Consider the following 25,757-nt stretch of genomic DNA (forward strand, 5'->3'; position numbering starts at 1 on the left):
AGCGCTGTCAATTTACTGATAGTCTGTTTTTTGAGCGCTTATGCTCAGCCCGGTTAACACCTTTTACTTTAAGTCAGGCCGGGTTTCAGCAAACTATGGGGAAGAACAGCTAATGACAAAAACAAAAATAATAGTAACCACTGCAATTATGCTGGCATTACAGGGTTGTAATCCTTCAGCACAAATAACCTCAGCAGAGCACGCCGACACTACAGCCCTGCTGTTTGATGATTTTAATTATGACAACACCGACGCCTTGTTTGCTAATGGCTGGACAGCACGCACAGAAACCGGCCACCCAGGTATTGCCGGTGCTGTCTGGTCAGCTGACGGCGTCAGCCTGCATCCGGCCCCCGAACTGGCGCAGTTTGGTATAGCCCGCTTAAGCTCTGTTACCGATGGTACAGGAGAAGGCACGCGGCATACGCAAATTTGCCATGCCCGCAAATACTTATATGGCACCTATGCTGCCAGAGTATTTTTCCGCAATGAACCAACTTACGGGCCGGATGGCGACGAAGTGATCCAGACATTTTATGCCATTAGCCCACTGGAGTATCCGCTGGATCCCAACTACAGCGAGGTTGATTTTGAGTATCTGCCCAATGGCGGCTGGGGTGAAAATACCCAGCCGGCAATGTGGACCACCAGCTGGGAAACCTTTCAGTTAGAACCCTGGACCAAAGTAAATGAATACAGCCGGGTAGAGGGTGACTACAGCGGCTGGCGTACGCTGGTAATGAACGTCAGCGCTGATGCTGTGCGTTACTTTGTCGATGGTCAACTGATTAGCGAACATAGCGCCAATGTAGCACCTGAAGTACCAATGTCGGTTAATTTTAACCTGTGGTTTATGCCCAAAGGCGCTGATGGCTCGGTTGGCCCGATAGACTCCGCAGAGCAGCGCCAGTATCAGCAGGATATCGACTGGGTACTGCACATACCGCAAACTCAGCTCAGCACTGACGAAGTTAACGCAAAAGTAGCAGAGCTAAGAGCCGGCCGGCAGTTTTTTGTCGACACCGTACCCGAAGCTAACCCGGCCTTACCTTCACCTTGTGGTTTGTAATACAACCATAGCTGCCGCCATACCCTCTCAGCCCGGCCTGCCGCGCACGCCGGGCTGAGATACTCTCTGGCAATACCAATATGCGAATAACAATAATTATTATTAACCTTTAAAGATAATAAGACTTACTTTAAAATGCCTGAAATGCAGCTAAATAACTCATTACGTTTCAGGAACATTTTCTATGCCCGGCCAATTTAAAACTTCTGTACTGGCACGCGCTCTGCGTGTTGCACTACCCGTTTCATTTGTTACGTTCAGCACCTGTGCGCTGGCCGGAAACAGCACTGTAAATAACTCAGCGGCAGAAGCAGCAGTTGAAGTTATCGCGGTTTATGGCCATCAGGGCGAAAGCCGTTCAGCTACCAAACTGGATCTTACGGTGTATGAAACACCGCAGGCCATCACTGTCATGTCCCGGTCGCAAATAGAAGATTTTGCACTCTACTCCGTGAACGATTTACTCAGTTACACCCCTGGTGTCACAGTAGAAAAGGCAGAAACTGAACGCGTTTACTATACCGCCCGCGGTTTTGATGTGGTTAATTTTCAATATGACGGCATAGGTGTGCCGTTTTCTGCCGGGTTATCACAAGGCAGCTATGACACCGCCATTTTTGAACAGATTGAAGTGATCAAAGGCGCTGCCGGGTTGGTTACCGGGCTGGCGAATCCATCGGCCACCGTAAACTACCTGCGTAAACGCCCGACGCAGGAGTTGTTTGGCTATGTTACGCTGGCTGCCGGCTCCGAAAACCACCGCCGGCTGGAAGGGGATCTTTCCGGCAGCCTCAGTGAGCGTTTTCGCGGCAGAATAGTAGCCGCCAAAGATACGGCTGATTCATACCTGGACCGCAAAGCAGACGATACCAGCCAGTTGTATCTGGTGGGCGAGTATGATCTGACAGATCGCACTGAGCTGACACTGGGCCATAGTGTCAATAACAATAAAGCAGATGGCAGTTTATCCGGTGCTCTGCCGCTGTATTACACAGACGGCACACCAACTAACTATGCTATTTCTACCAGCACCGCTACCGACTGGGCTTACCGCGATAATAAAACTACTCAAACCTTTGCCGAGTTGCGCCAGCAACTGAGTGACGACTGGAGCCTGAATATTTTACTGAGCCAGAATAAAATGCTGCAGGATGCCGAGCTATTTTATGTCTATGGCACGCCGGACAAAGCAACAGAGCTTGGCCTTAATGGCTATGCCAGTGCCTACAAGCTTGACGAAAAACACCGCATTGCTGATATTTACCTCAGTGGCAGCTATACCCTGGCAGGGCGCAAGCATGAACTGATGGCCGGGGTTAATTACGCCAATATCGACCTGTTCGGCCAGTCATTTTTCGATTACGAAACCGGTTACCCGGTGCTGGGTGCCGACTGGGCCAATGGCAGCACACCCAAAGGCGTATTTGACGATACCGATCCTTACACCACAGGCCATCTGGACAAACAAATTCATCAGTCATTTTACCTGGCTACACGGTTACACCTGAGTGATGCCTTATCGGTGCTGCTGGGCGCCAGAGCTATGTCGGTTGAACAAAGTGGCTACAGCTATGGCGTTGACAGCAGCTCAGACGCCAGCGAAACCGTGCCCTATGTCGGCGGGGTTTATCAGCTGAACGATACCGTTTCACTGTACGCCAGCTACAGTGAAGTTTTTACGCCGCAATCTTTTGTTGATACCGGGTTTCGGGCACTGGGCGTAGCCAAAGGTGACAACAGCGAAGTGGGCGTCAAATTTTTGCTGAATAATAACCGTGCTACTGCCAGCGCCGCGCTGTTTCGGGCTGATCTGAAAAACGTCGGCGAATTTGTTGAAGTGATTAACGGCGTTAATACCTACACCGGCCTTGATTATCAGTCACAAGGCGCTGAACTGGAACTTAGCGGCAGCATTACCGATCAGTTTAACCTCAGCCTGGGTTATACCTGGTTGCAAAGTGTGGAAGGCAACGACGGCCAGCAGGTACGCACCTATGTACCGCGTAATCTGGTAAAACTGTCTGGCGTTTATTACCCGCAGACCATTGCTAACCTATCTGTCGGCACCAGTGTGCAGTGGCAGGACAGCATCGCCATTACACCAGAAGCCGATATCCGCATCCGCCAGGGCAGCTACGCCTTACTGGATATGTTTGTCCGCTACAACCTGAACGAAAACCTGTCAGTGTCGCTTAACGCCACTAACCTGACCAACCGCAAGCACTATGAAAGCCTGTACTGGACGCAAGCCTACTACGGCGCACCAAGGCAATGGCAGGCTACGATAACCTGGCGTTACTAAAATAAAACATTAACCGCTTCAAAACGGGGCTGGATTGCCCCGTTTTATTAGCTCTCCGGCTTTACTCTGTCATAAGCTCTGCCGCTATCCGGTAACTATGTTGCCGCGCGGCCGGGTCGTGCATCATGCTGGTAAGCATCAGCTCGTCCGGGTTATATCTGGCAATAAAATCCTTGATGCCTTGTTGCACCGCAGCAGCATCGCCGACCACAGAGCAGGCCAGCGCACTTTGCACATAGGCTCTTTCATGCGGCTGCCAGATAGTGTCTATGCTATCTACCGACGCCGGCAATAAGCCGGGTGTGCCGCGAGCAAGGTTAACAAACTGCTGTTGCAGTGAGCTAAACAACCGTTTGGCTTCTGCTGTGCTGTCTGCAGCAAATACATTCAGCGCCAGCATCAGGTAAGGTTTATCCAGTTGCGCCGAAGGTTTAAATTCGCGCCGGTACAGCTCTGCTGCCTGCTGCATCATGCCCGGAGCAAAATGCGAAGCAAATGCATAGGGCAACCCCAGCTGCGCAGCTAATTGGGCGCCATACAGGCTGGAACCTAAAATCCATAACGGTACATGCAGCCCTTGCCCCGGCACAGCCTGCACTACCTGATTTGGCGCGGCGGCAGCAAAATACTGCTGCAACTCGGCGATATCGGCCGGGAACTGCGCTTCAGTTTCCACTTTATGCCGCCGTAAAGCCCGTGCTGTGGCCTGATCACTGCCAGGCGCGCGGCCTAAGCCTAAGTCGATACGGTTAGGGTACAAGGTTGCCAAAGTGCCGAATTGTTCGGCAATTACCAACGGTGAGTGGTTTGGCAGCATAATACCACCGGCACCTAAGCGGATACGCGAGGTGGCAGCAGCTAAATGGCTGATTAATAACGACGTAGCAGCGCTGGCGATGCCCGGCATATTGTGGTGCTCGGCCAGCCAGTAACGGTGGTAACCCAGCTGTTCGGCGTGTTGTGCCAGGGCTTTGCTGGCGGCAAAACTATCGGCAATGCTGCTGCCGGCCGACACCGGGGCTAAATCTAAAATGGATAAAGGGATCATGTGCGCTCCGCATCGCGTGAAATCAAACATTCCATACCAAATGGTATAAAACTATAACAGCAATGGGGGTTATCCGCAGTTGTTTCAAGAGCCGTGTTGTAGCTAACCGGTTGGTGTAAGCGGTTTGCCGTTCATGATTATAAAACCATAGCAGTTCGGTCACCTGGCCTTGTTTTGCAGCACATTTGCAGCCCGCTCCAGCTTACATCGCTAAAACAGCCAGACAAACCAGCAGCGCAAATACCGGTACCAGCACCGTGACGACAAAAATATCTTTATAAGCTTGTTTGTGGTTCAACCCCATTATCATCAGCATCGCGATAACCGCACCGCAGTGTGGCAGCGAGTCGAAGCCACCTGCAGCAATAGTGGCAACGCGGTGTAACAGCTCTGGTGTTATGCCCGGTTGTAAATAATGCGGTGCCAGGGTTTGCAGAAAAATTTGCAGCCCGCCGGATGACGAACCAACAATGCCGGATACAACGCTGACGGAGGCAAACAGCGATAGCAGCGGCGGTAAATCCAGTGTCAGGATCCACTGCGAAAAGCTGGCAAAGCCCGCTGTTTTAGTGACTACACCGCCAAAGCCAATAACAGCAGCAGTACTGATCAGTGGCAGTATTGCATCATCGGCACCGCTGCCAAGCAGCTGCAAAGTGTTACGTCTTAATACCGGAAACAGCAGTATCGCAAGCATTGTGGCCAGTAGCAGCGCCAGGCTGGGCCATAGCACAGGTTGCTGCTGGCTTAACTGCAATAAACGGCCGCTAATGCCAGCGTCGAACAACCCTGTCATCAGCAGAATGCGCGGTAACATAATAAGCGCCAATACCAGCAGGATGGGCAGCAATGCTTTGCGCCAATGCGGGACATTACCGGCCGCGGCGGCCAATTGCGCTATTTGCGTATCTTGCGCCGAGGCAACAAAGCCTTCGTTATTCTGCTGTGCCTGCCGCCATTGCCGTTGCAAATATGCCATGCCCAGGCCCGCCATCAATAGCGAGGCAGCAATACCTAAGGTGGCGCCGGCAAATAAGTCGGTGCCCAATGCGCTGGCCGCCAACACATTATGAATCGACGGCGAGCCCGGCAGCGCCGTCATGGTAAAAGTTCCGGCGCCGAGTGCTATAGCGGCACAGAACAGCCGTTTCGGCAAATTGGCAGCCTGCATTAACGCCACCCCCAGCGGATACATGGTAAAGATCACCACAAACACCACTACACCGCCGTAGGTTAATACGGCACACACCAGCATGGTAACCCACAGGGTATTTTTTACCCCCAGCCAGTGGATAATGGCTTGAGCAATGCTGCTGGCCGCCTGACTGACTGCCATGGCTTTACCAAATATGGCGCCGGCTAAAAACAACAATAAAAATTTACCGGCGAAGGTAAAGGCACCCAGCGGGCCAAAGGTAAAATACTCAGTCAGGGTAGCAGCCAGGCTAAGCTGGTTAGTTAGAGCTACTATCACCGCGGCCAGTAACGCCGCCAACAGAATATTGGCACCGCGCAGCGCCAGCCAGATCAGCAATGCCAAAGCGGCTATCAGTCCTATATTTCCCGGCATAAGGCTCTCCGCCAGTCAGGCTGTTGGTAATGATTCAGAACGCATAACTAAGCCGCACTGTGATTAAGCGTGGATCGCCATAATAGGCAGAGACAATAGGGAAGCCGCTGTCACGTAAGTCATAGCCGGTAGTGCGGTAGTGCTTATCGGCCAGGTTTTTACCTTCCAGCGCGATGCGCCAACGGCTGTCTGCGGGCGCAAACATCACACTGGCCTGCCACAAGCCAAAAGCCGGTTGTTGCAATAAATCACTTTGATTGGTGACAGGCTGCACGGTATCGCGCCAGCTAAACCCCAGATTAGCGGTCAGTTCGCCCGCAGTAAGCGGCCAGACGTACCAGGCATTGAGGCTGGCTGCCAGCTTGGGAATATCGGTAAATTTACGCTCATCGGCCAGATTAACGCCGCCTGACAAATACTGTTGATAGCTGGCATCTAAATAAGCGGCATTGCCGGAAAAACGCAAAGCCTTGCCGGCAGTCCAGCTGAACTCAAATTCGGCACCGCGAATACGGCCTTTGCCAGCGTTAGTAAAGTCACCGAAGAATGCATCGTTGATACCGTCATCATCGGTATCTATGCCGGTAAAAATACTCAGCTGAATATCACGATACTCGCTATGAAACAACGCCAGACTCAGCTGTAACCGGTTGTCAAAGCTGGGTTTAATACCCAGTTCATAGGTTAATACCGTTTCCGGGTCGTAGGCTTCTGCCGAACGCGGTACCTGCACCGTATTGGCCCGGACATTAAAACCGCCACTTTTAAAGCCACGGGAAACAGAACCATACAGCAGCATGTCGTCACTGGCTTTGTAATCCAGCGACAGCCGCGGCGATAAATCGGTCCATGACTCGCTGTTGTTGAAATCTGAGCTGACAACGCCGCTGGGTTGGCTAAAGCTGTCATCGGTATAGCCTTGATTCAGCACATCGGCGGTTTTTTTCTCACGGCTGGCGCGCAGGCCGGCACTAAGCCGCCAGTTGTCAGCAAGTTGCCAGCTGCCATCGGCATAAACCGCCAGCGCCCGGGTATCGACCTGGCCGGAACTACCACCAAACTGGCGGAAGATGGGGCCGGGGATCAGTTGTGGCGGAGCTAAACCCAAGGCTGCAAATGGCAAGCCAAACCGGTTACGTACCACGCCACCGGCTTCACTATCCAGCAGATAAACACCAAACACCGCTTGCCAGTTGTCGCTATGGTAATTTACCTGCAGCTCCTGGCTCAGCTGGCGATCAAAATAATCTGCATCGACATCCGCAATGGCATAAGGCCCCATATCAAAATCGATACTGCCTTTAGTATCACCATCGCGCCAGGCAGTGATAGATTTTAACTGCCAGTTGGCACCGCCATCCCAGTTAATGGTGGCTGAGGCACCTCTGCTATCGGTACGGCCGGGCAACTGAAAACCATTGTCAGTATCATAGCGGTGCGTGCTCACCGGCATAGCCGGCAGGCCTTCGAAGTAGGGCTCAAACTGATTCACCATCATGCGCTGAGCGCCGCGCACAGCCGACTTATCGCGGGTCTGATCGGCCGCCAGTTCAATATCCAGGCTATCGTTAACCAGCCAGAGCAAGCTGGCCCGGCCGGTTAGCAGGTCTTTATTGCTAACCTCAGCCCCGCTTTGCAGATTACGGCCAAAGCCATCGCGCGCAAAACTGCCCAGCGCCAGGCTGGCTAACAAGGTGTTGTCCAGCAGCGGCCCGGACGCAGCCAACCGCACATTACGCTGCTGATAGTTACCGCCGGCAACATCGGCGCGCACACTGAGATCGTTAGTCGGACGACGGCTGATATATTTAATTGCGCCACCAATGGTGTTGCGGCCATACAGTGTACCCTGCGGGCCCCGTAATACTTCGATCCGCTCAACATCCAGCATATCCAGCAGCGCAGCCTGCGGCCGCGCCAGATAAACATCGTTCAGATAAATACCCACGCCGGGTTCTACCCCCCACAACGGGTCGGACTGGCCGACACCGCGGATATAAGCGGTAGCAGTGGAGCTGGTGCCGCGCGCAGCATAGATGGTTAACGACGGTACCTGAGCCTGAATATCGGCTAAGGTGCTGATAGCATTGCGTTCTATAGCCGCTTGATTGACTGCGGTAACGGCCAGCGGAATATCTTGCAGTGTTTCGGCTCTTTTGCGGGCCGTTACAATGATAATTTCTATTTCGGGTTCCGTTGCCACCAGCGGTTCTGCTTGTTGCGCCCATGCTGGGCTACAGATTGCCGCCATACTTAAACTTAATACTGTTAATCTGAGTTTTTTATGCATGTTGATCTCCCCCGGAGACTTTAGTGTTGCTGGCTACACTCAAGCCGGGTTTAACCACTTTTGCCAGAAAGCTCAGCAGTTGTGTATTCAACGCGTCGGGCTGGTCTAATGGTGTTGCATGGCGAGAGTTTGGAATAACGATCAATTCGGCATCTGGCAGCAGGCTGACAAAAGCAGCCTTGCTGGCAACCGGGCTGTAATCCTGATCGGCGGCAATCACCAGTACCGGTAACACTAAACGGTCTAACTGTGACTGCACGGAAAAACGGCTGATGGCGCCTAAGGTGTGACGGTAGCTGCGCTTATCGGTCAGGGCCATTTGCCGGGCAAACTGCGCGACCAAATGCTGTTGCTCAGCCTGCGGAAATAACTTAGCACCAATAATCTGCCCCAACCGGCGCATACCAAGGAAGCGGATCACCGCCAGCCGGAACCACAACAGCAGTGTCAACCGCCAGCCTTGTACCGCCAATTGTGGCCCGGAGTTAATGATCACCAGGCTCTGTATGCACTGCGGGGCCAGCAATGCCAGCTCAAACGCCACCATGCCGCCGAGCGAAAAACCAATAACCTGACAGCGGGCAATATTCAGATGTTGCAATAAAGCCAGCATATCTGCCGCCAATTGCTGCATGGTAAACGGCTGCCGGCTTGGGCTGCTGTGGCCATGTCCCCGAAAATCGGCGGCAATCACGTTATAGTGTTGGCTTAGCTCCGCCATTTGAGCCGACCAGTGTTCAGCACAAGAGCCCAAACCATGTAACAACAGTACAGCTTCGCCTTGTCCTTGCTGTAAATAATGCACACTGCGGTTTTGATACTGTAATACAGGCATGTTGGCTCCGCGCATTTCGGAATCGGTATTCTAATTCCGATTTAGCATATGGAACAATGATTCCGATTTCAACTGTTTTCGTATAAAAAACAATCAAGCCATGCTGTGTATTAATTAAAGCTATGAAAGTGCTAAATAAAGTAAAGGTTAATCATGAATATCAAGATAGGCCAGCAGAATGCGGCTGAGCTCTTCTACCACTTCGCTGCTGCTGAGGTGACCAAGATTGCCGGTAATGGTATGTTGGTTTAGCGCACCAAGCACAATATGCACTGCGGCTTGCATGGCTTTGCGTGGTTGGGGGTGATGTACTTCGCTCTGATGATGCTGGAATACAGCGACAATCCGTACAGCAATATATTCGTTCAGCTGATGTACCTTGTCGCGAAATGCGCTGTCACGCGAAGCGCGTAAAATCAGCGCCCGTAACACGCCGCGCCGTCCCTGATACACATCAACTAAATTGGCGGTGAGGGTTTGCACAAAATCGGCCAGCGGCCTGGCTACCCATTGCTCAGGCGCGGTCAGCTGTTCAATAAGGCTGACGGTAGTTTGAAAAAAACGCTGCAGCAATAACAAAGATAAGGTGTCTTTATCTCCCAACACACGATAAAAGGTCCCCACTGAAGAGGAAGCCAGTCCGGCAATTTGCGTTACGCTGGCTTCTTCAAACGCATTGTCAGCCAGCAGTTGTTCGCCGGCATCCAGTAAGCGCTGCTGGGCTTGCTGGCTACGCAGTTGGGTCGGCTCCGGCAACGCCGTCAGCAGTGTAAAGCCGGGAAGGGCAGAACTTGTCATAACAGGGCCAGGGGTGGTGTAACACCGTTAATCGGAATCATTCGTCCATTTAAACATGAGTGGCGGACAAAACCAAGCACCCCTATACAGTGATCCTTTACTGTGCCACGGCAGCCGGATGTTTTTTCGTCGATAAAAATTGCCGTTTTAACAACAGTGACCTGCCAATCACTGACAGCGAACCGGCTATCATGGCCACCACACCGATCATCGGATGCAATAAGCCGATAGCGGCAATGAGGTCAGTCGCAGCGCTTTCACGGGTTAGACAAACTGCAATAAAAAAGGCCCTGCAAAAACAGAGCCTTTTTACACAACGCTTAAAAGCCGGTATCAAAACGGGACTATTACACTTATTAGAATGTAAAGACAAATATCTAAGGAAATCAGTATGCTTCCCCCTTGACCCGTCGAACTAAACCTAAAATGTAAAGACACCCTCTAAAACTCTAAACGACTTTACATTTACCCTTAAAAGGCACAAAAGAGCCCGATGACTTTACATTTTACAATGCCATTCTCTCACACTTTTGATGATTTTTCATGACAATAAAACCAAGCACATTCACCAATTTTGAGAGCCTTTCAAGACAATACACATCTGTAATTATTGTTGAAACGACTCCCATTCGGCAACACACTTTCCTACATATTCCTTTTGTGCGTTTAAATCTGAATGTTTTTTTGCCCACCCTAAATGCTTTTCAACAAAGAATTTTTGTGTATCATCAATGTAAAAAGCAGCGTCTGCTTTGGCAATAGAATATAAGTTAATCATGCGAATAAGGGTGTTGCTCGATACCATATCGAACACATCAATATTGGAATGGCTAGAGTAGATAATAGCCTTAGTCGGACTTATTGCAAGAACGCAAAAAATATAGTCATCGAAATTTCCCCAGTTTGCTGCGGGATAGTCTGAACACAGAAGAACGGGAGTCTCAAATATGTATTCCTTTGTATGAGCTTTCATCAGACTTTCCGAGAATGGTTTATCAAGAATAGGATTTGATTCATTCTGTAAAAAATACGCTAGAGGCATCACACCGAGGGTGTCAGATGACTTGAAATAATTGATTACGTCATCTACAGACTCATCACTACCGCTTTTTTCTGATTTAAGTTGCGTTCTAAGTTCCTCTAAACGACTACTCATATCCATGAGCTTTATAGTGTCAGGGTGTCTCGCTATTAGCTGAGTAATATAGATAGCAAGCTTACGTTTACTTTCATTGTCAAGAGCAGAAAAGGATTCGCCCCTGACGAGATTTATGATTTTATGCCCTTCTTCATCCACGAGCGGAGTAACTATCGTGGACTCAATTTCGAATGATCCGTCTTCGAAATTCATCCTGTAGAGATGTTCTTGTGACGCTGTCTTGCGGACAGAGACTGATTTGATTTCAAATTTTCCTGTTGCTTGTATGACGCGATATCTAACTAGTTCCCCCTTATCGTTGGTCCACGCTTTAAGAAAGTGTTGCGGTATGTAGTGATGGTTCTTAGGTTCATTTTCGCTCATATTTTCAACTTTATTAGGTGCCTTTCGCACTTGTTAAACGATCTAAATTAACGGTTTTTTCTGGATAAATCGTATTGCAAACCAGACTTTTCACATGGAGCGGACCGTTCTGAGCCATGCAGCAATTATTAGGTGAAATTGTTACGTTTATTGGGTTAATATATAGGTAAAATTCAGTAACGCTTCTGTATTGATGCTCAGTAGTTTCAAGCGAAGTTCTGCTCAAAACATTATCTTGCCGCTAATTCATTTTTTTTGTGACAGCTTCCATTTTTAGCACTTGGTAAAACTGAATCCCCGATTTGTCGTTAAATTTCACATGATAATCTCTAGTTAAGGCACCTTTACTGTCATCCTTTAAGTAATCGCCAAACAGAACATAATTTAATCCTCCATCTCGCTGTGATGACCCAAATATGATGCCATCGAAAAATCCATCCCTGTAATTACGAATAGTTTCTGCAAACATCTGAGTCTCTATATAACTGGTATCGGTCGCCCTGAATGGCCTGGAAATCAGTTCATGAAGGGAACTCAATAGATACCTTTTTTGAAAATATTTGTCATTTTTGGGATCATCGAGAATATTAGCGTCTCCGTGTTTTAATTTATCCAGAAGCGTAAAATCGAAAAATTTAAATTCCTTGGTGCTGACGAACTCCCCAATTGCAATGGTGTCATTAACGTAAGGACGAAGCTCAGCTATTGAAGTTTCAGGGTCCCTCGCCATATACATAAACGATATTCCTGGTGGACTCATTCTGCTGTTCGTTGCGAGATAATCTGGCGGTGCACAAAGTTCTTGTCCTGGATTCGATAATAAGAGATCTCTGTGGAAGTTATCCTTGACTAAACGCCCTCGATAGAAAACAGTTCCCATTTTTATTGTTTTCAAGGCTGAATTGAACTCTTCTGTCGTTTCCAGTGTATGCATACATGCTTCAATCAAACGCTCATAAAAGCGGGAAGCTTCTACATGAGTGAAACGACGGTTGTGCTTTAGATCCTTGGATAATTGATTCCATTCTTCAATGGCTTCTTTTTTACATTTCTCGATAAATGCTTCATCTACTTTACTTCTATAGAGTCCTTTTACTTGGTAAAAAGAGTTGCTATCTTGGCACAGTAAGTCAGCGAGTTTTTCGAGTAACAGATCATTATCATAAGTGAATCGTTTCAGGATTTGCTTAAGCGATACCGTTGCAGTTTCAGAGGAATCGTTTTGAATCAGTTCGTAATGATTGTTGATTTTACGTGTTAGCGTAAACAGAAAATCCTCTAAAAGAATGCCTTTTTCTTTCTCTTTCGAACATATAAGACAACACTTTACAGAAAAAAAATCAGCATTTTTGGTATTAAAATAGTATGCTTTTTGATTGCATTCTTCACAGACGACACCAACAGACTTTTGAATTTCCTCTTGTCTCTTCTCATAGAAAAGATCTTTCAGATATTTATTCATTCTAAAACTATCCACAACCTTAAAAAGGCCACAATTGTACTGAAACACCTAACATAAGTGTTGCAATCATTCTTCGGAAGGCAAGTTTTGCTCTTCTCTGCCTTGCAGTACGTCTTGAAAACTAGGGAGCTGAAACATCATGTTTGCTTGCAGGCGAGCGGTTTCATCAACACTGAGAAAGTTAAGCCGGCGATTTGGGAGTAATTGTAATCTGTACAAGCTCTCACCGACGCCTGGTGGAAAACTCAGTTTTCCGTTCTTTAGTGCCTCTCTCAAATGGTGAAATCGGAGCTCAAACTCCGCCCGGGTTTTTGGTGTATCCATTTGTTGGATCTTGGGGTACATAACAGTGCCTCACGAAGATTGACTAATAATTCCGCGTTGTTGCCCGTCTAGCTCATACACCCAAGCTACCTCAATGCCTTGAGGCAAACGTAGTGCGCTATGCTTGATTGCCAAGAAGCAGCCTTCGTGTAAAGGCCCACCACCTTTGCTTAAAGATGTTCTACCGACTCGCCAATGTGCACAATTTAAGTCATCGCCTGTAGCACGAGTCATTCGCATGAGGGCGTCTGAAGGAATAGCGGGTGTAAAACCTCCAAAAAATACATATCTAAAGTCCACTATTGCACATGTTTCCTTCTCAGAAGTTCCTTTTAATGCCGGCAGCTGTGTGGACAGGAAATCTGTAGTTGAGGTGGGAGGCAGAGGTCGCTCGCCTGAGCGATAAAAGAACATTGTCAAACGGAGACTTCGATAACGGTTTCCGACCCACACACGCTCATAGAAATCGACATAAACCTCACTGCCTCTTGTTGGCATAAAGCCACCTTGCGCACCATTTAACGCAGCCAACCATGCCGTCGAAGGTGACGAGAAACCAAAAATACGGAGATCAGCCATCGGTGAGGGGTTGCAGTTGCTGAAAATCTGGGTGACACGGGATAAAAGCCTCATCGTGGTAGAAGGTAATAATGCAACCTGTAGCGCGTAGCGAACTTTAGCTTTCCACCTCCCCAGCGGATGGTCGGCGTGATCGCTAAAGCCTTCAGCTAAAAGTTGTTCAAGCTCAATGCTAGTTTCGATAGATAAAGGTGCGCATGCTTCTTTGATAGCGGTATTTGCTCGTTCAACTAGTTCATCAGTTGCAAGCCCCATCACTGTAAGCTCTTGCCACTCTTCTTCACAGGTTAACGCCCATTCCGGGCATTGCGCTTGGGAAGGGGTTTCAACATCAACGGCATCTAGGCGTGTTTGTGAAAGTACCGCACTCACTAGCTCCCTCGTCATTTCTCCTGTTTCTGAACCTTTTTTTGCTGCTCGCTCGGCAATGCGTAGTAATACTGCAAGACGACCTATATGCCTGCAGTTACTTTTAATTTTGTCTAAATCTAAAGCGGGCGCCAACTTTTCCCAAAGACGAACGGCATTTTTTGTCGAAAGATGGTCGAGCATACCGCAGAGAACATCCGGTAGATTTCCGCTTACCATTGTGAAAGCATTAGGACCTATAACTGGGATGTATTGAGGATGCGTATCAAGCAACCATAGAATCAGTTCGGCAGCTTTATCCCGCCTAAACCACTTTGGATGTTCAACAGCAGTCAGGATAAGCTCTATAAGGTTTAAAGGTTCATCAATTACTGGTGACTCTTCTAAAAACTGATATTCATTCTGCTTTGACTCGATGTCGCCGACAATTGTTTCAATATGCTCAACAGCCAATAGAAGTAACTTGGCTCGTTCCTCTTGCGTTGTAATAATCGCGGCAGTCTTAATTAGATATGCAGCAAGTTGCCATTTATCCGCGTAGCGCTCAGCCAGGATGAGAGGGGCGTAGGCTTTTACTATAGTGTCAGTTGATATAGCTCCATCGCGCAAAATTGCTTCCGCTCTGTCCGCAACAGGCGAAAGATCGCTCCAAATCGACCAACCGCCTTGCTGAGAATGTTCAAGCACTTTGACAGCTTCGGCCCGAGCCGCTGACGAATTACCTCTCGCAAGCTGTCTCTCGGCTCGTGCAAGCGCTTCTTCGGACTCTTGACTGGAGGCCTGCGAGCCAAACATTCCTGGTATTACAAAAGAGTCCAAAGTAGCTTCGCCTCCCTCAGAACAATCTGAAACATTGTTATGAGGCAAATCGAATCGCGAAGTTTCTTTTGTTGAGAAAGTCGCTTCATCTAAAATTTCTTCGAATGACTGAAGTAGATCTGGAGGCAAGTTATCCTGAAATACTGATACAAACTCAGCACGCTGCTCGCTATCAAACTCATCTTCACAGATAATTCTCAATCGCTCGACCATAAGAGTATGTGCACCGCGCTCCCCCTTTGCCTGCGCTGCTAAGTGTGCATATAACTTTGCAGATTCTTGGAGATGGCGTGCGTCCCCGTACTGATAGATCTCCAGGAGGGCCCAGTAAATAGGCCAATCGGCAGCGGGCGCAGCCGATTTTAACATGCGATACAATGCATCCTGTTCATCTATGGCACCGCCCGGAAACCGCATCCCTCTGAGAGGAGAAATCCGATCAATCACACTCTCTGTAGCTTCAGCCAACAATTGCTCCGCTGACCCACACGACTGGCGCATAAAATAGCGAACCGCTTTCAGATAATCTGCACGCTGGCACAAAATACCAAGGAGGTCAGCCTTATCATAACGGACAAAACGCTGAAAAGTCATTTCTCCACTGGCGATTTCCAAGCAGCCAGCTATCCGCGACAGAATACCGGATTCCAAGGGCTCGCCTTGAGGAACAAGTTTAAGAACACCAGTCATGAGACTCAACTGATCTTCTTTGTACCAACTCGGTCCCATCGAAAATGACAAAGCGGTTTGATACGTAAGATGCGCATCTTCTGCTGCATTTAATCGTACAAAAAAAGGAATGATGGCCAACAGCTCTGGAACTAGTTCGTGACGGTTCTTGACGTTCGATTGAACGAAGTTTCGCCAACGCTTTAACAGAGCGTATGCTTGATCTTCAATCTCTTCTTCCAATATTAGTTTGGTGAGGCGCTTGAAAACTTTGGCCAAAATGGATCTGAAGCCTTCAGAATAAAGACCACACTGCACTTCGAATTGCGCTTCGATGAAAGACAATACATGGTTGAGGTGTTCAGGAAATACCTCCATCACGAAGACTGTCAAGTGCTCATATATTTCAGGGAAAACTGCTTCTGGCAAGGCATAGCTGTCACTCCACTGAGAGCGCTGTGCCAGTGTAAACCGAAGCCGCTTTAAAACGTGTTGCCCAAAAGTTGCCCAAACAGAACTCAGGCTAATACCATCGCCAGCTTCCTTAGCCCGCCTCGCGGCTCCTTCACACCACGCCAATGCTCTGCAAATTGATTCAACACCTTCACGCCATTCAGAGATCTGGATTTCCGAAGTCACTGGACAGGGAAACTCTTTGTCCAAAAGAGAGGCAAGACGCCATTGCGCCATTCCGGAGGCAAAGCTATCTGCATCCATGTTGATGTTGTCCTCAGCAACAAATTGTATAGGCCCTAAATTATCCATAGACCCAGTTAAGTTGAGAACAATCGAAGTGGGTGCTTTTAACGACACAAGTGCATCAATGGCGCCAAGGCTGGAACGTTCCTGCTCTTGAGGGGTTTCAACGACCAATGTTTGTAGGTCAGAGAACACTGCGCTGAGCAAACGATGGTTGTGCGCAACATCGAAATAAGAGCAAAAAAACTGATAATTCTCCAAAATACCTAGGAGCATCTGGCTTAGCTTAACGTTTGAACCAGAATAATATTTGCGCATGAGAGACAAGGGTAGGTATCTCCCCGCCAAACACGCCATGCTACCGCTGAAATAGGTTGTCATATCGGACAATAAATCATTACAAATTTTTTCATCCTCTACGCTACTACGAACCGCGTCGATAGACATTCCATAAAAATTCGGTAATTCACGCATGGCTGATTTATCACCTGCGCGTCCGCGCAAAAGCAGAATTTGCGTTCTTAGCTTAAAAACTTTTATGAAATTACCAATAGTTAACTTTTCGCCTGAGAGTTGTCTTTCGACGACTGCTTCGGCTTTGTCGAGAATATCCAGCGCTGTGTCGGATTTGCTAGCTTTCATAAGCTGAAGCGCTAAACGCAAGGTCTGGTGTACCGGAATGATTAAGCGACCATAGCGCACAGCATGCTGTAATGCCTCCTTTGTCTTACCCAAGGCAACCAAAGCGTCGACAGCAAGATCGGCTGAAAGTGCAAATAAAGTGTCATATCGAAACTGGATCCGCTGGGTAAGAAGAAGGATTCGAACAACCTCGACCAAACTTCCTTGTTTTGCAGCTGCGGCTAAAACTTCGTGGACATCACCAAGCAAAGTATCAGGTTTGGCACCCAGCATCACACACCGGTCGACCCATTGCTGGCTGCAGTTGCCGATGGCTCGTGCTTCTTCAGCAGGGCCAGCTCTGAGCCCGTGATATACGGTATTTAGTATAGCGTACCTGCTCTTTGGATGTGCGAAGCAGTAGTTTGTAAGACGATGCTGAACATCTAGCTCACGAACTGCGGTCTTCTCAGTAAGAAAGTCGGTAAACGAAGCATGATAGATCGTTGTTTCATCCCTACGAAGTAAAAGATGCTGAATACGGGAAATCGTTGATACCAGAACCGACCGTTCAGCGTCATTCAATATGTCGGCAAGCTGCTCCGTCGAAATTCCCCATCTTAAACGTGCGACAACAGCCAGCAGATTAACAGCTTCAGAGTCGGCCAGAAGTTGGGGCCATAGCGTTTCGTAATAGTTGCGAATACTGCCATCTATCAAGGGCAAAGCTGTTAATTGAGCGTCGTCGACGCCACCATTTGCCAAGTCGATGAGATAGCGAAGATAGAGAGCGTGTCCCTGGGCTTTGTCGCAAATTATCCTGATGGTCTGATCGCTCGAACGTTCAGGTAAAAGTGCACTCGCACAAAACGCTCGCGAAGCATTACGTTCCAAACCAGGCATTCTGATACATGCCTGGCCTGTCAGCCGAGATCCTAAAGCGGCGGATAGGTTTACATAACTAGGAGCCGAGATAACAAATATCAGACCCGTTGGCATTCTCGAGGGGAGTAGTCCCACTAGCCTTTCAAGGATGCCCTGGCCAAGCTTCGAAACTTCATCAATGCCGTCTAAAAAAACAACTCCTATCTTCCCTTGAGATGAATACGCTTGAGCTAACAGATTTATTAACTCGTTTACTCCTGCGATCAATTCTGGATAACGTTTTTCAGAAGCACGCATTGCCTGACCAGGAAGGTGCGATGAGACCAATGTATTCAGCCAGTCGAAAAACACCTCTGGTTGAGCCAAATGCATTGAATTCGCTCCGACATCTTGAGTTGTGAAGCTATAGGTCCCGAAATGTTCAATCGTTTGTAGTGACGGTTGATAAGTTTCGCAAAAAGTCGATTTGCCAATGCCATGGGCGCCTTCGATGAAGGCGTATCCGCCAACCACGTTGCTAATTAGAGCATCGAATGCTTGTGTAAACTCCTCACGAGGGGCAAACGTACAGTCACTAATGCGCTCCTCAGAGATATCACCAAGCGCAATAGAGTTCTTATGCAAAAACTCAGCTATCCTCGCTATCGATACAGCAGCAAGCGACTTATCAATCGCAAGTCGCAACATGCCTCGACATGAGCCATTGCAAATGAGCGCAGCTCCAGAAATCCCCTCATAGCTGCTAAGCTGCCCGGGACCTTCAACCTGGAGATCAAGATCTATTCCTAATTTTGGGCTTTCAAGAATTCGCGAAATTTCCCCTTCAAACCTGTGTCCCACGGAAAGTTTCGCCACCGGAAAACCGAACGAAGAGAACCTACTTCCTTCAACCGGGATGGCCGCATCCACTACCATTGGCGCAATATCTACTTCACGTTCCAGCAGCAGTAGACATACATCAAGAGCTTTGTCATCATCGACCAATGCAGCAGTGAGATGCTGTGCAACGCCACCAATCTCAAACTGAACCTCAATTTGTATATCGCCATCGATAGCCTCATCGATGCAGTGGCGAGCTGTGACTACTTGAGAGGCAGAGATCAGCCAACCGGTCCCCGACGCTTCGCCACATTTAATCTGACATGTAGCATTTTTAATTTGAGCGTCCATCATTCTTTTAGGTCCTTCCGATAGGGATCCAATCCGTCATGTTCTCATGCACAGTAAATGGTGTTTTACTCCGAGACTGGTGCTTTAAAAGGATACTCGAGGCGTCCGTTGAATAATTCAAGTAGACTGTGCGAGAAAATGCTGCAGGCCGATCAACAATCGCTGTAAGGACTTCAACATTAGGATGTCCATGTCCAGTGCCATTTGAGGAAACCATGTAAACAGGGGCGTCAATAAGTTTCAGTAACTCTGGACTGGTGTTACGTAGGCTACCGTGATGCGAGATTTTGATAGCGTCAAACATCATCGAGTCTCCTTGTGATTGAAGAACACGAAGAGCGTCAATGACGTCTTCTGCCCAAGCATCAGCCAGCATTAACACGCGAACACCGTCAAGCTCAACAATAACTGTGATAGAACTACCATTAGTGATTGACACATCCGGCTCATAGACATCCTCCAGCAGTTTGCGACCGCCTGCGGAAAGAGGTGTGGGAGATAACACCGTAGCTTCGGCAGCATGTTCACAGATGAATTCAAATGCATCGTCAATTATTTCACCAGGTCCTGTGGGGCCGTTATAACCTATCTGTAGTAAACGTCTTTTCCACCACTTAAGGAGTCCATCAAGTCGTTCTTGTCGGGGGCCAATCACACGTACCGAGCCTCCTGAAAAATGGTGTACCTTTGTAAAATCTTGCTTGATGCGTGAGGTCCCATCACCACAATTCCATTTATAGCCTCCTTGATGGATCAACGAAGCAAGCGAACTGCCTTGTCGTGCACTAATTTCTGTAGCCCCTGGCTTTGGCAACATGTTTGGGATGGGGTGCCCGCGCTGACATATCGCTTTCAATATGGCTCGATCGGAAGCGTTGATTTCAGAACGCTCCGCTGAGCTCAAGCTGCGCAAACTGTTGTGCCAAACATCGCCAATAGATATTAATTTGGGAACTGCAGAAGTTCCATTGATCGAAAGAAACTTTATGATTCCGGAAATATGATCTGCGTCTATATGGCTAACGATGACAAGGTCTAATTTCTCTCCTTTATATGAAAGGTCCAGAAGATCAGTCGAGATATAGTTGTCGAATGTCTGTGCATAACCTGCGTCAACAAGTATATTTGACCTAGCAGCTTTAATCAGAAACGCATCTCCATTGCAGGCAGGATACATCTTAATTTTCATCATTAACTTCCCGCTTACTACCATTTGTTACTGCATGTTTAACATGTTTTGTTTTAAGAAAAAATCCAGACCAAACAGCACAGTTGAAATAAGGCATCTAAAAATGCACGCTGCCTCTGACAAATAATACACATAACCTAGCAAAACCGAGAGAATCCGCAATGCCTTCTTCCAAACTCTATGTGATCGGTAATGGTTTTGACCTGTGGCACGGAATCCCATCCAGCCTGGCGGAATTCAGGCACTACATGCAATCAGCCGATCTGGATGTATACAGAGATGTGGAGGAGTATTTACCTGTTGGGGAAAATTGGTGTGATCTCGAGAATGCTCTGGCTAAGCTGGATGCAGACATGTTGACAGAAAACCTTGGACACTTCATGGCTTCCTATGGAGCTGATGACTGGAGCGACTCTGGGCACCACGATTTTCAGTATGAGGTGGGTAATGTTGTTCAAAGACTATCAGCCGATCTGCAAAGGCAGTTCTCTATATGGGTACGTAAACTACCTATCCCGACACGCGACAATTTCACTCGTCGTCTATTGGAACTAGAGCAACAAGCGCTATACCTCACATTCAATTACACTGATACCTTAAGTACACTCTATGGTATTAACACTGAACAAGTACTGTTCATTCATGGTTGCGCTGCAAAGCCACAGGATGAACTTGTCTTAGGACACGCATGGTCCCCTCAGTTACGACGCTCGCTGAATGATCGTTCGGACATCGAAGAAGTAGATACCAGACAGATCGAGGCTAATAGTATTATCGACGACTATTTCTCAGCTACATTCAAAAACTCTGAAGAGATTATTTCACAGCACAGTCGGTCTTTTGATGCACTGAACTCGATTGACCAAGTAATTGTACTCGGACACTCATTATCAACAGTCGATGGTGCTTATTTCCAAGCATTGCGTGAGCAACCGTCTATCGCTGTTGCACAATGGTATATTGCTGTGCGCACACCTGAGGAGTGGGCAGAAAAACATCAGTTGCTTACGTCTTTTGGGGTCGAAGCAAACAGAGTAACACCTGTGCAGTGGGAGAATCTTTGACGATAGTTTCTTTTAGCAAGGCATATACCCCATATTTTTACATGGAAAAATTTTTTTGAAAGTTGTTTGACCTTGCCATAATGGTAAGGTTTAGCCTTGTTATGCCTGATAACATTTCTCAACCCGGAGTTACGGATATGGCAGCAACAATACAACTTGCGGTAAAGGGTATGACCTGTGCGTCTTGCGCCGGCCGGGTGGAAAAAAGCCTGTTAAAGGTGTCTGGTGTGCTAAGCGCTTCAGTAAACCTGGCTACAGAGCAGGTAAGCCTGACCCTGTTACCCGCCACAGAAGACCGCGCCCTGAAACAGGCCGTTGCCGATGCCGGGTATGAGCTGATCCTCAGCCAGGCTTCGCCTGAGGCTCAAAATTCCCCTGCTCAACCACGACGTTTTTATCAGCGTGACAGCTGGCCAGTGATCGGTGCTGCCTTACTCACCCTGCCGTTAGTATTGCCGATGGTGGGCATGCTGTTCGGTGCCGACTGGATGTTGCCTGCCTTGTGGCAATGGCTGTTAGCAACACCGGTACAATTTTACTTTGGCGCGCGCTTTTACAAAGCCGGCTGGCATGCACTGAAAGCGGGCACCGGCAATATGGACCTGCTGGTATCAATGGGTACCAGTGCCGCTTATGGCTTATCGCTCTATCTGTGGTACAGCTTTGATGGGCATCATGGCGCACCACACCTGTACTTTGAAAGTGGCGCGGCAGTATTAACCCTGGTACTGCTGGGTAAGTTACTGGAGAAACGCGCCAAGCGGCGTACGACCGATGCGCTGCAAGCACTGGAAAACTTAAAACCGACATCAGCAAGGGTCTGGCGCAATAATAGCTGGCACAGTATTGCAGCGGCTGAGCTGCTCAAAGGTGATCGCATTCAGGTGCTGCCAGGAGAACGGATACCGGCCGACGGCATAGTGACAGAGGGCAGCAGCCACGTGGATGAGGCACTAATCAGCGGCGAAAGTGTGCCGCTGCATAAAACCTCTGGCGATAAAGTGACGGGCGGCTCGGTTAATCTCGATGGTCGGCTGGAGTTCGAGGCCAGCGCCTTAGGTGCAGAATCCACCTTGTCAAAAATTATCCGCCTGGTAGAGCAGGCTCAGGGCGCGAAAGCACCAGTGCAAGCCCTGGTGGATAAGATAAGCAGTATCTTTGTACCGGTAGTATTACTGGTCGCCTTAGCCACCGTGCTGATTTGGGGTCTGGCGTTTGCCGATTGGCAGCAAGGTATTCTTAATGCAGTAGCGGTATTGGTTATAGCCTGTCCCTGTGCTTTGGGTCTGGCCACTCCGGCGGCCATTATGGCCGGTACCGGCACAGCGGCGCGCCAGGGTATTTTGGTGAAAGATGCTGTCGCGCTGGAGCAGGCGACAAAAATTGATTATGTGGTGTTTGATAAAACCGGCACCCTCACCGAGGGTAAACCCGTATTAACGCAGCTGAATGCGCTTAACAACGAAACTGAGTTGGCCGCACTGGCCTATGCGTTATCACAGTACAGCGAACACCCACTGGCCAAAGCAATTGTTAGCTATGCTATCAACCACAATGTCGATTTATTGGCAGTATCGGATTTTGCTGTAGTGGCCGGAAAAGGCGTGAAAGCTAACGTCAAAGGCCGTGCGGTAATGCTGGGCTCAGGTAGCTGGATGAGAGAGATGGGGCTGACATTACCGCAAGACCTTATCGCAGTGCCGGGCGCCTCGGTATCCTGGCTGGCAGAGAAAACTGCTCAGGGCACGACATTACTCGGTTTGCTGTGTTTTGCCGATAAAGCCAAAGCCCAGGCAAAAAATGCGGTACATAAATTACAAGCTGCCGGTATTCAGGTTGCCATGTTAACGGGTGATTCAGCGGCCAGCGCCGAGTATGTTGCCAAAGAGCTGGGGCTGGATAACTTTAACGCCGAAGTGCTGCCGCAGGGTAAAGCACAAGCCGTAGCGGCCTATCAGCAGCAAGGCTATAAAGTAGCGATGGTGGGCGATGGCATTAATGATGCCCCTGCTTTGGCTCAAGCTGACTTAGGTATCGCGATGGCAACAGGTACCGATGTTGCGGTCAGTGCGTCTGCATTTACGCTGATGCGTGGCGACCCGGAACTGGTTGCGACAGCACTGCTGCTCGCCAGTGCAACCTACCGTAATATTCAGCAAAATTTGTTCTGGGCTTTTGCCTTTAACACCATTGGTATTCCACTGGCCGCACTGGGTTTTTTAAACCCGGTTATCGCCGGTGCTGCCATGGCCTGTAGCAGTGTGCTGGTGGTAACCAATGCCCTGCGTTTGCAACGCATGTCTTTTTAACAAGGAGCAGCAAATGGCGACCTTACTGACCATTGGTGATGCGGCAAAAGAGAGTGGCTTAAGCGCCAAAATGATCCGGCACTATGAGCAATCCGGTTTGCTGAGAAAATCACCACGCACTGATGCCGGTTACCGGCTTTACAACAGTGAGCAAATTAACCAGCTACGTTTTATTCGTCAGGCACGCAACCTGGGGTTTTCGTTACACGATATCCAGTCGCTGCTGGCATTATGGCAAGACCCACAGCGTGAAAGCCGGGTGGTAAAACAGCTGGCTCAGCAACACCTGGATGAAATTGCCGGCAAAATTGCCGAGCTGCAGCATATGCAGCAGGTGCTGACGGCGCTGGCCGACAGCTGCCGGGGCGATGGCAGCCCACATTGCCATATCTTGCAGCAACTGGCGAAACCCGGCTGACATTATCGTGCTTCAATAAAAAAACACCACTTTAAAAGTGGTGTTTTTTTAAGCGCCTATTATTGGCTACTGCATCGAAGCATCGCTGATGTGGGCGTAGACGCTGGCGCTGCCATCTTTGTTTAGCAGCAGAATGTCGTACGGCATAAAGCGGTCTTCGACCTCCATGCCCGGTGAGCCGAGCGGCATCGCCGGTACACTCAGGCCAATCGCATCCGGATGCGACTCAGCGAGGAATTGCCGGATGTATTTAGCAGGGATATGGCCTTCAAAAGCATAGCCCTGCTCCGATACGGCGGTGTGACAGGAATAATACTGTGGTGAGATACCGTAGCGGGCTTTAATGCCACTTAAATCATCATAATTTTTCGTGTGTGCAACCACTCCCTGCTGTTCAAGGTGCAATACCCACTTTTTACAGCAACCGCAGCTTGGCGTTTTGTATACCGTGAGGGTTAGTGCTGCCGCATTGCCAGCACTGTCGGACAAAGCTGTAGTTTCCGGTTTAGCCGGGCCGGCGTCTTTACAACCAGCCAATAGCGCAGTGGCTGCCAGCATTGCCGCTATCAGAGTTAACTTCATAGTGCTCTCCCGCTGTTGCCTTAGTGCGACCAGTGCACATGCACGATCTTCCAACCGTCGCCGTTATCTACCAGCACCAGCGTTTCTTTACTGATAACGTCAACCGGCTTGCCTTTATAGTCGCCAGTCAGTTGGCTGCGGCTAACCGAATAGGCCACCTTGCCCAGCACCTTGGTCTGATGTTCCAGCGCCTCTACCTGTACCGCCGCCATAAATTTCATATCGGCCAGCATATGGTGACTGGCATACTCATCTGCCGAGCGCTCTACGCCATTACCTTCGACAATCAGTACGTCATCTGCCAGCATGGCGCGGGCAGCATTGGCATCACCAGCGCGTAACGCCTGATGAAACGCTTTTACCGCCTGAGCGGCAGCGGTGCTTTCGCCGACAAACAAGGCCGGGGCGGCATGCTTTTCATTGCCGTGCGCCTGCACACTAACGGGGCATAGCAACGCCAGGCCCAGGCTGATGGCAGAAAAGGTTTGAATTTTATTGCGAAACATATTAGGTATCCTGTTGTAATTATTAGAATAAAGCAGGCTTAATGTGCTAAGCCCACCACAGTGGTAAAGCTGCTGCTGGTTGCCAGAACCAATAGCGCCAACAGCATTTCGATAAAAATAGACCGTGCCAGCAAGCGGCTGTTCTGATGCTTCGCCAGCGCGTTGACCAGCTTAAATTTATGCCAGGCGGCCAGCAGTAACATGGCCGCGACCAACATCAGCTTAAACAGCAGCAAACGGCCATAATCGGTTACAAACAACTGGCTAAGTGGGTCAAGCAGTTGCAGTAAGATCAACACGCCACAGCTGATAAGCAATACCAGCAGATAAAGCGCAACCTGACCGAACTGCTGCATCAGCGCCAGCAGCCTGTCTGGTGCCAAGCGGTAACAGCTTTGCCACAGCGGCAGCAAGGAGCCTACCCAGGCCGCTATTGCCAGCACATGCAGCGTCAGTAACAACTGCCACAGGCCTGCCAAACTGGCCACATGGCCGGTTTGGCTGAAACTGCCGGCCAGCAAAAACGCAGCCAGGCTAACAAGCGCAATGCTCACCGTGTTGCCGCTGTGTTTAACGCGCCGGGCCCAAAGCCACAGCGCTGCATAACCGCATAACCATAAAAGCAGCTGGGTGCGCATTGCCGATTGCCAAACCATCT

General features: G+C 49.0%; 18 protein-coding genes. 5 read left to right on the top strand and 13 right to left on the bottom strand.

Annotated elements, in window-relative coordinates; translation table 11 throughout:
• Window positions 1–112 precede the first annotated feature (112 nt).
• Both J3B89_RS16900 and J3B89_RS16905 read left to right on the top strand, forming a co-directional pair.
• On the top strand, window positions 113–1,069 hold the full coding sequence (locus tag J3B89_RS16900) for a glycoside hydrolase family 16 protein (protein ID WP_215398786.1): 957 nt from the start codon (window positions 113–115) through the stop codon (window positions 1,067–1,069).
• 184 nt (window positions 1,070–1,253) lie between these two features.
• On the top strand, window positions 1,254–3,371 hold the full coding sequence (locus J3B89_RS16905) for a TonB-dependent siderophore receptor (protein WP_215398787.1): 2,118 nt from the start codon (window positions 1,254–1,256) through the stop codon (window positions 3,369–3,371).
• Between the two features lie 61 nt (window positions 3,372–3,432).
• Here J3B89_RS16905 and J3B89_RS16910 read toward each other — a convergent pair whose 3' ends face one another.
• The 10 genes from J3B89_RS16910 to avs1a all read right to left on the bottom strand — a co-directional run bounded on the left by J3B89_RS16910 (window position 3,433) and on the right by avs1a (window position 20,223).
• Window positions 3,433–4,419 (bottom strand): LLM class flavin-dependent oxidoreductase, encoded by a 987-nt coding sequence (locus tag J3B89_RS16910; RefSeq protein WP_215398788.1) that lies wholly within the window; start codon window positions 4,417–4,419, stop codon window positions 3,433–3,435.
• A 202-nt stretch (window positions 4,420–4,621) separates the two neighbouring features.
• A complete protein-coding gene (locus tag J3B89_RS16915) occupies window positions 4,622–5,989 on the bottom strand; it encodes a GntP family permease (RefSeq protein WP_215398789.1) in 1,368 nt (455 codons plus the stop codon).
• 34 nt (window positions 5,990–6,023) lie between these two features.
• A complete protein-coding gene (locus J3B89_RS16920) occupies window positions 6,024–8,279 on the bottom strand; it encodes a TonB-dependent receptor (protein ID WP_215398790.1) in 2,256 nt (751 codons plus the stop codon).
• The gene (locus J3B89_RS16925) at window positions 8,272–9,114 is read right to left on the bottom strand and encodes an alpha/beta fold hydrolase (RefSeq protein WP_215398791.1); all 843 of its coding nucleotides are present in this window, start codon (window positions 9,112–9,114) and stop codon (window positions 8,272–8,274) included. The genes J3B89_RS16920 and J3B89_RS16925 overlap by 8 nt, the downstream gene beginning before the upstream one ends.
• Window positions 9,115–9,261: 147 nt before the next feature.
• Entirely contained in the window at window positions 9,262–9,912 is a 651-nt protein-coding gene (locus tag J3B89_RS16930; RefSeq protein WP_215398792.1) for a TetR/AcrR family transcriptional regulator, read from the bottom strand.
• 607 nt (window positions 9,913–10,519) lie between these two features.
• Window positions 10,520–11,434 carry a DUF4238 domain-containing protein gene (locus tag J3B89_RS16935; protein ID WP_215398793.1) on the bottom strand — a complete coding sequence of 305 codons (915 nt, stop codon included), beginning with the start codon at window positions 11,432–11,434 and terminating at the stop codon, window positions 10,520–10,522.
• A 241-nt stretch (window positions 11,435–11,675) separates the two neighbouring features.
• Window positions 11,676–12,896: an RES family NAD+ phosphorylase gene (locus J3B89_RS16940; RefSeq protein ID WP_215398794.1), complete on the bottom strand. Its 1,221-nt coding sequence runs from the start codon at window positions 12,894–12,896 to the stop codon at window positions 11,676–11,678.
• Window positions 12,897–12,962: 66 nt separating this feature from the next.
• Window positions 12,963–13,241, bottom strand: coding sequence for an AVAST type 1 anti-phage system protein Avs1c (avs1c, locus tag J3B89_RS21535; protein ID WP_349814232.1), 279 nt, complete (start codon window positions 13,239–13,241; stop codon window positions 12,963–12,965).
• Between the two features lie 9 nt (window positions 13,242–13,250).
• The gene (avs1b, locus tag J3B89_RS16945) at window positions 13,251–19,034 is read right to left on the bottom strand and encodes an AVAST type 1 anti-phage system protease Avs1b (RefSeq protein ID WP_215398796.1); all 5,784 of its coding nucleotides are present in this window, start codon (window positions 19,032–19,034) and stop codon (window positions 13,251–13,253) included.
• A 4-nt stretch (window positions 19,035–19,038) separates the two neighbouring features.
• Window positions 19,039–20,223: an AVAST type 1 anti-phage system MBL fold metallo-hydrolase Avs1a gene (gene avs1a / locus J3B89_RS16950; protein WP_215398797.1), complete on the bottom strand. Its 1,185-nt coding sequence runs from the start codon at window positions 20,221–20,223 to the stop codon at window positions 19,039–19,041.
• A gap of 158 nt (window positions 20,224–20,381) precedes the next feature.
• On the opposite strand from avs1a, the gene J3B89_RS16955 reads away from it, so the two are divergent.
• The 3 genes from J3B89_RS16955 to cueR all read left to right on the top strand — a co-directional run bounded on the left by J3B89_RS16955 (window position 20,382) and on the right by cueR (window position 24,011).
• Entirely contained in the window at window positions 20,382–21,284 is a 903-nt protein-coding gene (locus J3B89_RS16955; RefSeq protein ID WP_215398798.1) for a bacteriophage abortive infection AbiH family protein, read from the top strand.
• A gap of 137 nt (window positions 21,285–21,421) precedes the next feature.
• The gene (locus tag J3B89_RS16960) at window positions 21,422–23,593 is read left to right on the top strand and encodes a heavy metal translocating P-type ATPase (protein WP_215398799.1); all 2,172 of its coding nucleotides are present in this window, start codon (window positions 21,422–21,424) and stop codon (window positions 23,591–23,593) included.
• A gap of 13 nt (window positions 23,594–23,606) precedes the next feature.
• Window positions 23,607–24,011 carry a Cu(I)-responsive transcriptional regulator gene (gene cueR / locus J3B89_RS16965; RefSeq protein ID WP_215398800.1) on the top strand — a complete coding sequence of 135 codons (405 nt, stop codon included), beginning with the start codon at window positions 23,607–23,609 and terminating at the stop codon, window positions 24,009–24,011.
• 66 nt (window positions 24,012–24,077) lie between these two features.
• Here cueR and J3B89_RS16970 read toward each other — a convergent pair whose 3' ends face one another.
• The 3 genes from J3B89_RS16970 to J3B89_RS16980 all read right to left on the bottom strand — a co-directional run.
• Complete coding sequence (locus J3B89_RS16970; protein ID WP_215398801.1) at window positions 24,078–24,593, bottom strand: DUF411 domain-containing protein; 516 nt, start codon at window positions 24,591–24,593, stop codon at window positions 24,078–24,080.
• Window positions 24,594–24,613: 20 nt separating this feature from the next.
• Window positions 24,614–25,099: a YybH family protein gene (locus tag J3B89_RS16975; RefSeq protein WP_215398802.1), complete on the bottom strand. Its 486-nt coding sequence runs from the start codon at window positions 25,097–25,099 to the stop codon at window positions 24,614–24,616.
• A 38-nt stretch (window positions 25,100–25,137) separates the two neighbouring features.
• Window positions 25,138–25,757, bottom strand: a 620-nt coding sequence (locus tag J3B89_RS16980) for a copper resistance D family protein (protein ID WP_215398804.1), incomplete at its 5' end; no start/stop codon positions are given.

Source organism: Rheinheimera oceanensis (genome assembly GCF_018831085.1).
Taxonomy (GTDB): Bacteria; Pseudomonadota; Gammaproteobacteria; order Enterobacterales; family Alteromonadaceae; genus Alishewanella; species Alishewanella oceanensis.